This window comes from Bacillus sp. NPDC094106, assembly GCF_044764345.1.
Classification (GTDB): domain Bacteria; phylum Bacillota; class Bacilli; order Bacillales; family Bacillaceae_G; genus Bacillus_A.
The window spans coordinates 151,457-164,919 of sequence record NZ_JBIWHY010000011.1 but is presented as its reverse complement, the minus strand read 5'-3'; the positions used below and the strand labels follow the sequence as shown (position 1 = coordinate 164,919).

The window sequence follows — 13,463 nt, the reverse complement described above, 5'->3', positions numbered from 1 at the left end:
TAAAAATGGATGGTGCGGTATGAAAAAAAGAAGAAGTAAAAAAGAAAGACAAGTATTATTAAAACAAACAATAGAAACGAACCCGTTCATAACAGATGAAGAGTTAGCGGAGCAGTTTCAAGTTAGCATACAAACGGTTCGTCTTGATCGTATGGAATTATCAATTCCAGAGTTAAGAGAGAGAATTAAACATGTAGCGACGAAACAACATGAAGAAGATGTGAAATCTTTGCCGCTAGAAGAAGTCGTTGGGGAAATTATTGACATAGAATTAGATAGACATGCAATTTCTATCTTTGAAGTAAAGATAGAGCATGTTTTTAAAAGAAATCAAATTGCTCGTGGGCATCATTTGTTTGCTCAAGCAAACTCACTAGCTGTTGCGGTTATTGATGAAGAACTCGCTTTAACTGCAAAGTCTACCATTCGATACATTCGTCCTGTGAAATTAGGAGAACGTGTTGTTGCAAAGGCGCGCGTTGAAGATGTAGAGAATGATAAAGGACGGACGGTTGTCAAAGTGCGTAGCTTTGTTGGAGAAGAACTCGTTTTTACAGGCACTTTTGAAATGTATCGATCTAGTAATTATAGTGAGGAAGGTAACAACTTATGAAAATCGCAATAGATGCAATGGGCGGCGATCATGCTCCAAAAGCAGTTGTATTAGGGGCAATGAAAGCTATTAAGGAATATTCAGATTTACATATTACATTAGTAGGAAAAGAAGAGGACATTCGTCAGTATTTAACGAATGAAGAGCGTATTACTATACTTCACACAGACGAAATGATTGAAGCGACGGACGAGCCAGTAAGAGCTGTTCGCCGGAAAAAAAAAGCTTCAATGGTACTTGCAGCACAGCAAGTAAAAGATGGTGTAGCAGATGCGTGTATATCAGCAGGCAGTACAGGAGCTTTAATGGCCGCTGGATTGTTTGTTGTAGGTCGAATGGAAGGGATTGAAAGACCAGCTTTATCCCCTACAATGCCAACGGTCGATGGAGAAGGTTTCGTTATGCTAGATGTTGGAGCGAATGTCGATGCAAAACCGATTCATTTATATCAATACGCAGTTATGGGTTCTGTTTATGCTGAAAAAGTAAGAGGAATTAAAAATCCGCGTGTTGGACTTTTAAATGTTGGGACAGAAGATGGCAAAGGGAATGAACTTTCAAAACAAGTATTTACCATGTTAAAGGATGCGCCGATTCATTTTGTTGGAAACGTTGAATCAAGAGACTTATTGCAAGGTGTAGCGGATGTTGTTGTATGTGATGGTTTTACTGGGAATGTGGCGTTAAAATCATTAGAGGGAACAGCACTTGCGTTATTCTCTATGCTAAAAGAACAATTGATGAGTTCGTTTACAAGTAAATTAGCAGCAGCGGTATTAAAACCGAAACTTATGGTATTAAAAGATAAAATGGATTATTCAGAGTATGGCGGGGCGGCATTATTTGGATTAAAAGCTCCTGTCATTAAGGCTCATGGTTCTTCTAATGATCAATCGATCTTCAGTGCGATTCGTCAAACAAGAGAGATGGTAGCGAAAGAAGTAATTCCTACAATTTCGAGTGTAATAGAGAAAGAGCCGCTTCAATAAAAGGAGGATTTGAAATGGGAAAACTAGCATTTCTTTTTCCAGGCCAAGGTTCACAGGCGGTTGGAATGGGTAAACAATTAGCAGGGAATAATAAAGAGGTTGCGAAAGTATTTCAAAAAGCGGATGAAGTTTTAAAAGAATCCCTTTCAGAATTAATTTTTGAAGGGCCGCAGGAAACACTAACATTAACGACAAATACGCAACCTGCATTATTGGCAACGAGTTTTGCGATTTTAACAGCTTTGAAAGAATACGACATTAAACCTGATTATGTAGCGGGACATAGTTTAGGTGAATATAGTGCACTTGTTGCAGCTGAAGCGTTAACATTTGAAGATGCTGTGTATGCTGTAAGAAAACGCGGCGAATATATGGAAGAGGCTGTTCCAAACGGAGAAGGTGCGATGGCAGCTATTTTAGGAGCAGACCCAGATGTGCTGAAACAAGTTACAGAAGAAGTAACGAGTGAAGGCTACGCTGTCCAAATTGCTAATATGAATAGTACGAAGCAAATTGTTATTTCTGGAACGAAACAAGGAGTAGAAATTGCTTCTCAAAGAGCAAAAGAAAATGGCGCTAAGAGAGCAATTCCGCTTCGAGTAAGTGGGCCGTTTCATTCATCACTTATGAAACCGGCTGCTGAAAAATTCCAAAGTGTTTTAAATGAAATTACAATTCAAGATGCAAATATTCCTGTTATTGCAAACGTTACGGCAGACGTTATTACGCGCGGTGAAGACATTCAAGAAAAGCTAATTGAACAGCTCTATTCGCCTGTTTTATGGTACCCATCTATTGAACGTATGGTACAACAAGGGGTAGATACGTTTATTGAAATTGGACCTGGAAAAGTACTTGCTGGTCTTATGAAATCAATTGCTCCATCTGCAAAAGTATATGCAATCTATGATGAAGAGACATTGAATGATACCATTTTAAGTTTGAGAGGAGAAAGCGGATGTTAAAAGGTAAAGTAGCGTTAGTGACAGGTGCGTCACGTGGAATTGGCCGTGCAGTTGCGATTGAATTAGCTAAACAAGGTGCAAATGTTGTAGTGAATTATGCTGGTAATGAGCAAAAGGCAAATGAAGTAGTTGATGAAATTAAAAAACTTGGTTCAGATGCAATTACAGTAAGAGCAGATGTTGCAAATGCTGATGATGTTGCAAATATGGTGAAACAAACTGCAGATACATTTGGACAAGTTGATATTCTTGTAAATAACGCAGGTGTAACAAAAGATAATTTATTAATGCGTATGAAAGAAGAAGAATGGGATACAGTTATTAATACAAACTTAAAAGGTGTTTTCTTATGTACGAAGGCAGTATCTCGTTATATGATGCGTCAACGTCATGGTCGCATTATAAACATCGCTTCTGTCGTTGGTGTGATAGGAAATCCAGGTCAAGCGAATTACGTGGCGGCTAAAGCGGGGGTAATTGGATTAACGAAAACATCAGCTAAAGAGTTAGCTAGCCGAAATATTACAGTAAATGCAATTGCTCCAGGATTCATTGCTACTGATATGACGGATGTATTAGATGAAAATATAAAAGAAGAAATGTTAAAAGTAATCCCTGCCGCTAAATTTGGAGAAGCGCAAGATATTGCAAATGCAGTAACATTTTTTGCTTCTGATCAAAGCAAATATATTACAGGTCAAACGTTAAATGTTGACGGCGGTATGGTAATGTAATAAAAGAATCGATTTCTTCTAGTTTTTTTGGACAATATTTAATATAATAATTGAGGGGAGGTGAATGCAATGGCAGATGTTTTAGAGCGCGTAACAAAAATCATCGTTGATCGTTTAGGAGTAGAAGAAACTGAGGTAGTACCAGCTGCAAGCTTTAAAGAAGATTTAGGCGCAGACTCCCTAGATGTAGTAGAACTTGTAATGCAATTAGAAGACGAATTTGAAATGGAAATTTCTGATGAAGATGCTGAAAAGATTGCTACTGTTGGCGATGCTGTGACTTACATAGAGAGTCATCTATAATGTTTGAGTGAAGTCCCGTTTTTTAGCGGGGCTTTCTCGGCTTATATCTGGAGGGACCTATGCCGTACCGAAAATATAGAGAAAAAAAATACGAAACAAAATATCGTGAAGCTTTTAAAACGTTTCAACAAAAAATAGGTATTACGTTTATAGATGAAAAATTATTGATTCAAGCATTTACGCATTCATCGTATGTGAATGAGCATCGAAAAAAACCACATGAAGATAATGAACGTCTTGAATTTCTTGGAGACGCTGTATTAGAACTAACTGTATCACAGTATCTGTTTCAAAAATATCCGACAATGAGCGAAGGAGAATTAACAAAGTTACGCGCAGCTATTGTGTGTGAGCCATCTCTTGTTCGTTTTGCTAATGAATTGTCATTTGGTAACCTTGTTTTACTAGGGAAAGGTGAAGAAATGACAGGTGGGCGTGAACGACCAGCTTTATTAGCGGATGTCTTTGAAGCGTTTATTGGAGCCCTTTATCTTGATCAAGGATTAGATATAGTTTGGGGATTTTTAAAAGAAATTGTATACCCAAAAATTAATGAGGGTGCTTTTTCTCATGTGATGGATTATAAGAGTCAACTACAAGAATTGATTCAGCGTGATGGTAGCGGTAATATTGAATATCAAATTTTGCAAGAAAAAGGACCTGCTCATAATCGAGAGTTTGTGTCACGCGTTACATTAAATAGTGTGGCTTTAGGGGTCGGAAGTGGGAAGTCGAAAAAAGAAGCTGAACAGCAAGCTGCTGCAGAAGCGTTGAAAAAATTAAAAGAACAATCATAAGGAATCCCCCTTTAAATAGGGGGATTCCTTATGCATAGAATGAAACTTTATTTTTATTTGGAAATACAAAGTTAAATATGAATCCGTACAATAGCTTGTTTTTTATAGACAGCGCCTATAACAACGGAGAATAGGGGGAAAGCCTTTCGTGTTTTTAAAGAGATTAGAAATAGCGGGATTTAAATCCTTCGCAGAGCGTGTATCTGTTGATTTTGTTCCAGGTGTAACATCTGTCGTTGGTCCTAACGGAAGCGGAAAGAGTAATATTACTGATGCGATCCGCTGGGTACTTGGTGAACAATCTGCAAAATCATTACGTGGTGCAAAGATGGAGGATATTATTTTTGCAGGAAGTGATACGCGAAAAGCGGTTAATGTTGCAGAAGTGACGTTAACTTTAAATAATGAAGATCAGCGTTTACCGATTGAATATAATGAAGTGTGTGTAACGCGCCGTGTTTCCCGTTCAGGAGATAGTGACTTCTTTATTAACAAACAATCTTGTAGATTAAAAGATATTGTTGATTTGTTTATGGACTCTGGTATGGGACGAGAAGCTTTCTCAATTATTAGCCAAGGGAAAGTGGAAGAAATTTTAAGTAGTAAGTCGGAGGAGCGCCGTGGTGTATTCGAAGAAGCTGCGGGTGTATTAAAATATAAACTCCGCAAAAAGAAAGCTGAAGGAAAATTAGCAGAAACACAAGAAAATTTAAATCGTGTGCAAGACATCATTCATGAATTAAGTAGTCAAGTAGAGCCTCTCGAGAGACAAGCTTCCATTGCGAAAGATTATTTGGAAAAAAAAGAAGAATTAGAGAAGGTAGAGACAGCTCTCATTGTATATGAAATTGAAGAATTACATGAAAAATGGGAAACGCTTCGTAGTCAGTTTGGACACAATAAAGATGAAGAAGCAAAAATGTCAACCTACTTACAAAAAAATGAAGCAGAGCTTGAAGAATTGCGTGGACAATTGCAAGCAATTGATGAATCTGTGGATTCCTTACAAGAAGTCCTTCTTCTTTCTAGTAAAGAGTTAGAAAAATTAGAAGGACAGCGTGAATTGCTGAAGGAAAGAAAACAAAATGCAACAACGCATTGCGCACAGCTTGAACAGTTAATTATTGAATTGACAGAAAAATCTAATGCTTATGATGGCGAAATTGAAATAAGTACAGAAGAGTTAATGAAATTTGCAAGTCAGGTAACAGGGTTAGAACAGAAGTTACATGAAAATGAGAAGCTTCTGTCAACATATGCAGAAAATCTAGAAGAGCAAATTGAACATTTAAAAGGTGATTATATTGAACTTTTAAATCAACAAGCAAGTAATCGTAATGAACTATCTATGCTAGAAGAACAGTTCAAACAACAAAATTCTAAAAACCAGCGCCTTGATGAGGAAAATGAAAAGTATGTTCAAATGCGTATGCAAATTACAGCTAAAAAGGCGAAATTTGTGGAGAGCTACGAGCAAGCAAAAGAGAAAGTCACAAGCATTATTACGAATATACAAAAGACAGAAGCAGAGCTTGAGAAATGCAAGAAGCAATATAGTGAAAATGAAACAAAGCTATATCAAGCGTATCAATTTGTTCAGCAAGCTCGTTCTCGAAAAGAAATGCTAGAAGAAATGCAAGAAGATTATTCTGGTTTTTATCAAGGAGTACGTGAAGTATTAAAAGCCCGTGAAAGTAAGCTTCAAGGGATTGAAGGAGCGGTGGCGGAACTTCTTACCGTACCGAAAGAATATGAAGTAGCAATGGAGATAGCCCTTGGGGCAGCGATGCAACATGTTGTTGTACAAACAGAAGAGCACGCGCGCAAGGCAATTGCTTTTTTAAAACAAAATAGGCATGGACGTGCAACGTTTTTACCTCAGGCAGTTATGAAAGGGAGATCGTTATCATTCGATCAATTACGTATTGTAAATCAACATCCATCATTTATTGGTGTAGCAGCAGAACTCGTACAGTACAATAATAAATATGAAAACATTGTTTCGAATTTATTAGGTACAGTTGTTGTTGCAAAAGATTTAAGAGGGGCGAATGAGTTAGCGAAGCAATTGCAATATCGCTACCGCATTGTGACAGTTGAAGGGGATGTTGTGAATCCTGGTGGTTCTATGACTGGTGGCGCTGTAAAACAAGCGAAATCTTCTTTATTAGGGCGTCAGCGCGAACTTGAAGAGTGGAATAAGAAGCTTGCTGAAATGGAAGAAAAAACATCTAAATTAGAAAACTTTGTGAAAGTATTGAAGCAAGAAATTCAAGAAAAAGAAGTGAAAGTAAACGAACTGCGTCACAGCGCGGAAGAAGAGCGTGTGGATGAACAGAAGTTAAAAGAAGAAATTAATCAGTTAGAGTTAGAAGAGCATCGCATTAATGATCGCTTATCTATCTATGACTTAGAAATAGAAGGCTTTTTACAAGGGCAAGTAAAAATACAAGGACGTAAAGAAGAGTTAGAAGAGATTTTAGCAAATCTTCAAAAAGAAATTGCAGAGTTAGATGGAAAGATTTCTGCTTTAACAAAGCAGAAAAGCGAGCAACATTCTTCGAAAGAAAAAGTTCAAACAGAGATGACAGAGCTGAAAGTACAAGCAGCAGAAAAGCAGCAACGTTTATCTAACCAGAAAGAAAAAGTGGAGCGCTTAACGAAAGAAAAAGAGGAAGCGCAGCGAACGCTTGTAAAAACAACAGAAGATTTATCGTTCTTAAAACAAGAGATGACATCGAATTCAAGTGGCGAAGAGCAAATTACGAATATGATTGAGAAGAAAGCGCATGATCGAAATCAGACATCGGAATTAATTCGTTCTCGTCGTGAACAACGTTTAGCTTTGCAAGAGCGGATAGACCATTTAGAACGTGAAATGAAAGAGACGAAGGGTAAGCATAAATACATTTTAGAAATGTTAAACAATCAAGAAGTAAAAATCAATCGTCTCGATGTAGAATTAGAGAATAGATTGCAACATTTACGTGAAACGTATACCATTTCATTTGAAGCAGCAAAACTAAAATATACAATGACGATGCCTGCAGAAGATGCACGTAAAAAGGTGAAACTAATTAAATTATCCATTGAAGAGCTTGGAACAGTAAATTTAGGTGCGATTGATGAATATGAACGTGTAGCAGAACGTCATACATTCCTATTAGAGCAGCGAGACGACTTGGAAGAAGCAAAGGCAACACTGCACCAAGTTATTACGGAAATGGATGAAGAAATGAAAAAACGTTTTTCCACTACATTCCAAGCAATCCGAACAGAGTTCCAATCAGTATTCTGTGAATTATTTGGAGGCGGAAGAGCCGATTTAGTAATGACAAATCCGCAAGATTTATTAAATACGGGTATTGATATTGTAGCGCAGCCGCCAGGTAAGAAATTGCAAAATTTAGGTTTACTGTCAGGTGGTGAGCGTGCTTTAACTGCAATTGCATTGCTGTTTGGTATTTTAAAAGTACGCCCTGTTCCGTTCTGCGTACTAGATGAGGTGGAAGCTGCCCTTGATGAGGCGAATGTAGCCCGTTTCGCGCAGTATTTGAAGAAGTTTAGTGATGAAACGCAGTTTATTGTTATTACACACCGAAAAGGTACAATGGAAGAATCGGATGTACTATATGGGGTAACGATGCAAGAATCAGGTGTATCTAAACTTGTTTCCGTTCGTTTGGATGATGGAGAAGAGCTAGTGACAAGCAAATAGGAAGGATGGGAAGAATGAGCTTCTTTAAAAAGTTAAAAGAAAAGATTTCAAAACAAACTGATACTGTAACAGAGAAATTTAAGCAAGGGTTAGAAAAAACGAGAAATTCATTTGCGGATAAGGTAAATGATTTAGTGTATCGCTATCGTAAAATCGATGAGGATTTCTTTGAAGAATTAGAAGAGATTTTAATTGGTGCAGATGTTGGGGTTGCGACAGTGATGGAACTTATTGATCAGCTGAAGGAAGAAGTGCAGCGTCGTAACATTCAAGATCCAAAAGAAGTACAAGCTGTTATCTCAGAGAAATTAGTAGGGATTTACAAAGGTGACGAAGAGTTTAGTAATGAAATGAATATGCAACAAGATCAATTAACGGTTATTTTATTCGTTGGTGTTAACGGTGTTGGAAAAACAACAACAATTGGCAAAATGGCTCATAAGTTTAAAACAGAGGGAAAATCCGTCTTATTAGCAGCTGGGGATACGTTCCGTGCGGGAGCAATTGAACAGCTAGAAGTATGGGGCGACCGCGTTGGTGTAGAAGTAATTAAACAAGGGTCTGGCTCTGATCCAGCAGCGGTTATGTACGATGCTGTTCAAGCAGCAAAAGCGCGTAAAGTAGATGTTTTGCTATGTGATACAGCAGGACGTTTGCAAAATAAAGTGAACTTAATGAAAGAGTTGGAAAAGGTGAAACGTGTTATTGAACGTGAAATTCCAGGTGCTCCTCATGAAGTATTACTTGTTATTGATGCAACGACAGGACAAAATGGTTTAAGTCAAGCGAAAACATTCCGCGAAGCAACGAACATTACTGGTATTGTTTTAACAAAATTAGACGGAACTGCTAAAGGTGGTATTGTATTAGCAATCCGTAATGAGATGGATGTACCAGTAAAATTTGTTGGTCTTGGAGAGCAAATGGACGACTTACAGCAATTTGATCCAGAACAATATGTTTACGGTTTGTTTGCAAACTTAGTGGAAAAAGAAGAAGCATAAAGTGAAAGAAGCGGGGCTTCCGCTTCTTTTTTATGAAAAATATAGGATGTTAAGAAAAAAACTTGACACTCTTTTATACTCCATGTAAACTAATTCATGTAAAGGGAAATCACTTAACAAAGGATGATCCAACATGCTCGAAAAAACAACGAGAATGAATTATTTATTTGATTTTTATCAATCGTTGTTAACGCAAAAACAAAGAAGTTATATGTCGCTTTATTATTTAGATGATTTATCTCTTGGTGAAATTGCGGAAGAATTTGATGTAAGTCGCCAAGCCGTGTATGATAACATTAAACGGACTGAAGCGATGCTTGAAGAATATGAAGAGAAATTAGTATTACTTCAAAAGTTTCAAGAGCGACAGCGACTTGTTGCAAGGCTAAAACAGCTAATCAGCGAAGAAGAGCATGTGAATGAAGAAATGAAACAAGTTGTTGAAGCTATCGAAAAATTAGATTAGGAGGGCGGCAATATGGCATTTGAAGGATTAGCCGACCGACTTCAACAGACGATGCAAAAAATCCGCGGCAAAGGAAAAGTTTCCGAAGCCGATGTAAAAGAAATGATGAGAGAAGTTCGTCTAGCTCTTTTAGAAGCGGATGTTAACTTTAAAGTAGTAAAAGATTTTGTAAAGCGTGTGTCTGAGCGTGCTGTCGGACAAGATGTAATGAAGAGTTTGACACCTGGGCAACAAGTAATTAAAGTTGTACAGGAAGAACTTACAGAACTTATGGGCGGAGAGCAAAGTAAAATTGCTGTCGCTAATAAGCCACCAACTGTCATTATGATGGTTGGACTGCAAGGTGCAGGTAAAACAACGACAACAGGTAAACTTGCGAATTTGCTTCGTAAAAAGCACAATCGTAAACCGATGCTTGTTGCAGCTGATATTTATCGTCCTGCAGCAATTAAACAGCTTGAAACATTAGGGAAGCAATTGGATATGCCTGTTTTCTCATTAGGGGATCAAGTAAGTCCTGTTGAAATTGCAAAACAAGCGATTGCAAAAGCGAAAGAAGATCATCATGATTATGTTTTAATTGATACTGCAGGTCGTCTGCATATTGATGAAGAACTAATGGATGAACTAGCGAAAGTGAAAGAAGTTGCGAACCCGGATGAAATCTTCCTAGTTGTCGATGCGATGACAGGACAAGATGCGGTCAATGTTGCACAAAGCTTCCATGATCAGCTAGGTTTAACAGGTGTTGTTTTAACGAAATTAGATGGTGATACGCGCGGTGGTGCAGCATTATCTATTAAAGCAGTAACAAATACACCGATTAAATTTGCTGGTATGGGTGAGAAATTAGATGCAATTGAAGCATTCCATCCTGAACGCATGGCATCTCGTATTTTAGGGATGGGTGACGTTCTAACATTAATTGAAAAGGCGCAAGCTACAGTTGATGAAGAAAAAGCAAAAGAACTTGAGCAGAAAATGCGTACGCTTTCGTTTACGCTTGACGATTTCCTTGAGCAACTTGGACAAGTGCGTCAACTTGGGCCACTTGATGAATTGCTAGGAATGCTTCCTGGTGCAAATAAAATTAAAGGGCTGAAAAATGCACAAGTTGATGAAAAACAAATTGGGCATATTGAGGCAATTATTCGTTCTATGACAATAGTAGAGCGAGAACAACCGGAAATAATCAATGCTAGTCGTAAAAAGCGTATTGCCAAAGGTAGCGGTACAACCGTACAAGAAATTAATCGTCTACTCAAACAGTTTGAAGATATGAAAAAAATGATGAAGACGATGACTGGCATGCAAAAAGGTAAGAAAAAGGGACTAGGTGGATTGAAGTTTCCATTTATGTAAGGAAAAAAAGATGGCTCTGTTAAGAAAAAATACTTTACAAAGCAATAGTCTTTTTGCTAATATAATTATCTGTGTGAAATAAATTCGGAGGTGCTTTATAAATGGCAGTTAAAATTCGTTTAAAACGTATGGGAGCTAAAAAAACTCCTTTCTATCGTGTAGTTGTTGCAGATTCTCGTTCTCCTCGTGACGGACGTTTCATTGAGGAAATCGGTACTTACAATCCAGTTGCTCAACCAGCTGAAGTGAAAATCAATGAAGAAGCAGCATTAAAATGGTTAGGAAATGGTGCGAAACCATCTGATACAGTTCGCAATCTTTTCTCTACTCAAGGTATCATGGAGAAATTCCACTTATCTAAACAAGGTAAGTAATTGAGGCAATGGCTATGAAAGAGTTAATCGAAACGATCGTCAAGCCTCTTGTAGATCATCCTGAAGATGTAAAGGTTACACAGGAACTTTGCAACGGAGAGATAAAGTATCGATTAACCGTACATCCTGAGGATGTTGGAAAAGTCATTGGGAAGCAAGGGCGTGTTGCAAAAGCAATTCGAATGCTCTTGTATTCAGTGGGACATCATAATCATGAAAAAGTTACACTGGAAATTCAATAGGTGTGAAAAGGGCGAGGGTTTATTCCTCTCCCTTTTTTAACATTTTAAGAGAAATTGCATTGTCCATATATAGAATGGAGATGCTTAAATTATATAGAAAACAGGGGTGACGTGCTGTTTATGACAAAATGGTTTAACGTAGGAAAAATTGTAAATACTCATGGTGTTAAGGGAGAAATCCGTGTCATTTCTCGTACTGACTTTCCGGAAGAACGATATAAAGTAGGAAATACATTATACATATGGAATGATAAGGAGAAAGCTCCGCTTCCTGTAAAAGTAACTACTCATCGTCAGCATAAGACATTTGATTTATTGACATTTGAAGGGTTTAACAATGTAGATGAAGTAGAAAAGTTTAAAGGTTCTTTACTAAAGGTTCCAGAAGAGCAACTTGGTGAACTTGCTGAAGGTGAGTACTATTACCATGAAATTATTGGGTGTAAAGTAGTAACAGAAGATGGTGAAGAGCTGGGAACAATAAAAGAAATTCTATCTCCTGGTGCAAATGATGTATGGGTAATTAAACGTCCAAAAGGACAAGAACTTTTAATTCCGTACATTGATGATGTTGTGCTGCAAGTTAACGTTGAAAATAAATTAGTAACCATTCATGTAATGGAAGGATTGCTATAATGAAAATTGACATTTTAACATTATTTCCAGAGATGTTTACTGGTGTGTTTGGATCTTCGATTTTAAAAAAAGCGCAAGAAAAAGAAGCTGTATCGCTTAGAGTTGTAAACTTTCGTGATTATACGACAAGTAAGCATAACAGTGTAGATGATTATCCGTACGGCGGGGGCGCTGGTATGGTGTTAACTCCACAGCCTATCTTTGATGCTGTAGAAGAATTAACGAAAGATACAGAATGTAAACCAAGAGTTGTATTAATGTGTCCACAAGGAGAACGATTAACGCAGAAAAAGGCAGAAGAACTTGCAGGGGAAGAGCATGTTATTTTTGTGTGTGGTCATTATGAAGGTTATGATGAACGAATTCGTGAACATCTTGTAACAGATGAGATTTCTATTGGTGATTACGTATTAACAGGCGGGGAATTAGCATCTATGGTTGTTACGGATAGTGTTGTACGTCTTTTGCCAGGGGTACTTGGAAATCAAAACTCACAGGTGGAAGATTCTTTTAGTACAGGCTTATTAGAACATCCACATTATACACGTCCAGCCGATTTTCGTGGCATGAAGGTACCGGATGTGCTTATGTCAGGGAACCATAAGAATATTGAAGAATGGCGTCGTAAAGAATCGTTGCGACGTACCTATACGCGTAGACCAGATTTACTTGAAGAACGCAGGCTATCAAAGCAAGAAGAAACTTGGCTTAAGCAAATTAAAGAAGAGCAGTAAGAACTTCACATATTTTCTATTGCAACAGGCCTAGCAATATGTTATTATAACATTTGTGCTACTGAAAGTAGTGGCCGTATTAACGATGTTCCGCTGTAATTTATGAATGACTTTATAAGAGCATCTGTTTAAAGGAGAGAATTGAATATGCAACAATTAATCGCAGATATTACAAAAGGCCAATTAAAAACTGACCTACCTTCATTCCGTCCTGGTGACACTTTACGTGTACACGTAAAAGTAGTTGAGGGTACTCGTGAGAGAATTCAGCTTTTTGAAGGTGTTGTAATTAAACGTCGTGGTGGCGGAATTAGTGAAACGTTCACAGTTCGTAAGATTTCTTACGGTGTAGGTGTAGAGCGTACATTCCCAGTTCACACACCAAGAATCGCGAAAATCGAAGTACTTCGTCGTGGTAAAGTACGTCGTGCTAAGTTATACTACTTACGTAACCTTCGCGGTAAAAAAGCACGTATTAAAGAAATTCGATAAGACATGTATGGGAGCTTGTAAATGCACAAGCTCC

The 13,463-nt window shown here is 37.7% G+C and carries 15 protein-coding genes; all 15 read left to right on the top strand.

Features of this window, described 5'->3' with window-relative positions; translation table 11 throughout:
* The first annotated feature begins 19 nt into the window (after positions 1 to 19).
* Positions 20 to 613, top strand: coding sequence for a transcription factor FapR (fapR, locus tag ACIQ7L_RS17395; RefSeq protein WP_400570728.1), 594 nt, complete (start codon positions 20 to 22; stop codon positions 611 to 613).
* Positions 610 to 1,602 carry a phosphate acyltransferase PlsX gene (gene plsX / locus ACIQ7L_RS17390; RefSeq protein ID WP_400570727.1) on the top strand — a complete coding sequence of 331 codons (993 nt, stop codon included), beginning with the start codon at positions 610 to 612 and terminating at the stop codon, positions 1,600 to 1,602. Before fapR ends, plsX begins: the two co-directional genes overlap by 4 nt.
* 14 nt (positions 1,603 to 1,616) lie before the next feature.
* Positions 1,617 to 2,567, top strand: a complete 951-nt coding sequence (fabD, locus tag ACIQ7L_RS17385; RefSeq protein ID WP_400570726.1) for an ACP S-malonyltransferase — start codon at positions 1,617 to 1,619, stop codon at positions 2,565 to 2,567.
* Entirely contained in the window at positions 2,561 to 3,301 is a 741-nt protein-coding gene (gene fabG, locus ACIQ7L_RS17380) for a 3-oxoacyl-[acyl-carrier-protein] reductase (RefSeq protein ID WP_400570725.1), read from the top strand. Before fabD ends, fabG begins: the two co-directional genes overlap by 7 nt.
* Before the next feature lie 69 nt (positions 3,302 to 3,370).
* Positions 3,371 to 3,604 (top strand): acyl carrier protein, encoded by a 234-nt coding sequence (gene acpP / locus ACIQ7L_RS17375; RefSeq protein WP_000786062.1) that lies wholly within the window; start codon positions 3,371 to 3,373, stop codon positions 3,602 to 3,604.
* 59 nt (positions 3,605 to 3,663) lie between these two features.
* Positions 3,664 to 4,401, top strand: a complete 738-nt coding sequence (gene rncS / locus ACIQ7L_RS17370) for a ribonuclease III (RefSeq protein WP_400570724.1) — start codon at positions 3,664 to 3,666, stop codon at positions 4,399 to 4,401.
* Between the two features lie 148 nt (positions 4,402 to 4,549).
* Positions 4,550 to 8,119, top strand: coding sequence for a chromosome segregation protein SMC (smc, locus tag ACIQ7L_RS17365; RefSeq protein WP_400570723.1), 3,570 nt, complete (start codon positions 4,550 to 4,552; stop codon positions 8,117 to 8,119).
* A gap of 14 nt (positions 8,120 to 8,133) precedes the next feature.
* A complete protein-coding gene (gene ftsY / locus ACIQ7L_RS17360) occupies positions 8,134 to 9,123 on the top strand; it encodes a signal recognition particle-docking protein FtsY (RefSeq protein WP_400570722.1) in 990 nt (329 codons plus the stop codon).
* A gap of 133 nt (positions 9,124 to 9,256) precedes the next feature.
* Positions 9,257 to 9,589: a putative DNA-binding protein gene (locus ACIQ7L_RS17355; protein ID WP_042979425.1), complete on the top strand. Its 333-nt coding sequence runs from the start codon at positions 9,257 to 9,259 to the stop codon at positions 9,587 to 9,589.
* Positions 9,590 to 9,601: 12 nt separating this feature from the next.
* Positions 9,602 to 10,951, top strand: coding sequence for a signal recognition particle protein (ffh, locus tag ACIQ7L_RS17350; RefSeq protein ID WP_097895186.1), 1,350 nt, complete (start codon positions 9,602 to 9,604; stop codon positions 10,949 to 10,951).
* A 101-nt stretch (positions 10,952 to 11,052) separates the two neighbouring features.
* Positions 11,053 to 11,325, top strand: a complete 273-nt coding sequence (rpsP, locus tag ACIQ7L_RS17345) for a 30S ribosomal protein S16 (RefSeq protein WP_000268751.1) — start codon at positions 11,053 to 11,055, stop codon at positions 11,323 to 11,325.
* Between the two features lie 14 nt (positions 11,326 to 11,339).
* A complete protein-coding gene (locus ACIQ7L_RS17340; protein ID WP_033664774.1) occupies positions 11,340 to 11,567 on the top strand; it encodes a KH domain-containing protein in 228 nt (75 codons plus the stop codon).
* A gap of 120 nt (positions 11,568 to 11,687) precedes the next feature.
* Positions 11,688 to 12,203 (top strand): ribosome maturation factor RimM, encoded by a 516-nt coding sequence (gene rimM / locus ACIQ7L_RS17335; protein WP_400570721.1) that lies wholly within the window; start codon positions 11,688 to 11,690, stop codon positions 12,201 to 12,203.
* The gene (trmD, locus tag ACIQ7L_RS17330) at positions 12,203 to 12,937 is read left to right on the top strand and encodes a tRNA (guanosine(37)-N1)-methyltransferase TrmD (RefSeq protein ID WP_400570720.1); all 735 of its coding nucleotides are present in this window, start codon (positions 12,203 to 12,205) and stop codon (positions 12,935 to 12,937) included. The genes rimM and trmD overlap by 1 nt, the downstream gene beginning before the upstream one ends.
* A gap of 147 nt (positions 12,938 to 13,084) precedes the next feature.
* A complete protein-coding gene (gene rplS / locus ACIQ7L_RS17325; RefSeq protein ID WP_033672113.1) occupies positions 13,085 to 13,429 on the top strand; it encodes a 50S ribosomal protein L19 in 345 nt (114 codons plus the stop codon).
* Positions 13,430 to 13,463 lie beyond the last annotated feature (34 nt).

What these genes read in the sequence shown, in the direction of transcription:
- ftsY (WP_400570722.1), top strand. Translation starts at nt 8,134, where the DNA reads ATGAGCTTCTTTAAAAAGTTAAAAGAAAAGATTTCAAAACAAACTGAT.
- rimM (WP_400570721.1), top strand. Translation starts at nt 11,688, where the DNA reads ATGACAAAATGGTTTAACGTAGGAAAAATTGTAAATACTCATGGTGTT.
- rplS (WP_033672113.1), top strand. Translation starts at nt 13,085, where the DNA reads ATGCAACAATTAATCGCAGATATTACAAAAGGCCAATTAAAAACTGAC.
- acpP (WP_000786062.1), top strand. Translation starts at nt 3,371, where the DNA reads ATGGCAGATGTTTTAGAGCGCGTAACAAAAATCATCGTTGATCGTTTA.
- trmD (WP_400570720.1), top strand. Translation starts at nt 12,203, where the DNA reads ATGAAAATTGACATTTTAACATTATTTCCAGAGATGTTTACTGGTGTG.
- plsX (WP_400570727.1), top strand. Translation starts at nt 610, where the DNA reads ATGAAAATCGCAATAGATGCAATGGGCGGCGATCATGCTCCAAAAGCA.
- ACIQ7L_RS17355 (WP_042979425.1), top strand. Translation starts at nt 9,257, where the DNA reads ATGCTCGAAAAAACAACGAGAATGAATTATTTATTTGATTTTTATCAA.
- fabD (WP_400570726.1), top strand. Translation starts at nt 1,617, where the DNA reads ATGGGAAAACTAGCATTTCTTTTTCCAGGCCAAGGTTCACAGGCGGTT.
- fapR (WP_400570728.1), top strand. Translation starts at nt 20, where the DNA reads ATGAAAAAAAGAAGAAGTAAAAAAGAAAGACAAGTATTATTAAAACAA.
- rncS (WP_400570724.1), top strand. Translation starts at nt 3,664, where the DNA reads ATGCCGTACCGAAAATATAGAGAAAAAAAATACGAAACAAAATATCGT.
- ACIQ7L_RS17340 (WP_033664774.1), top strand. Translation starts at nt 11,340, where the DNA reads ATGAAAGAGTTAATCGAAACGATCGTCAAGCCTCTTGTAGATCATCCT.
- fabG (WP_400570725.1), top strand. Translation starts at nt 2,561, where the DNA reads ATGTTAAAAGGTAAAGTAGCGTTAGTGACAGGTGCGTCACGTGGAATT.
- ffh (WP_097895186.1), top strand. Translation starts at nt 9,602, where the DNA reads ATGGCATTTGAAGGATTAGCCGACCGACTTCAACAGACGATGCAAAAA.
- rpsP (WP_000268751.1), top strand. Translation starts at nt 11,053, where the DNA reads ATGGCAGTTAAAATTCGTTTAAAACGTATGGGAGCTAAAAAAACTCCT.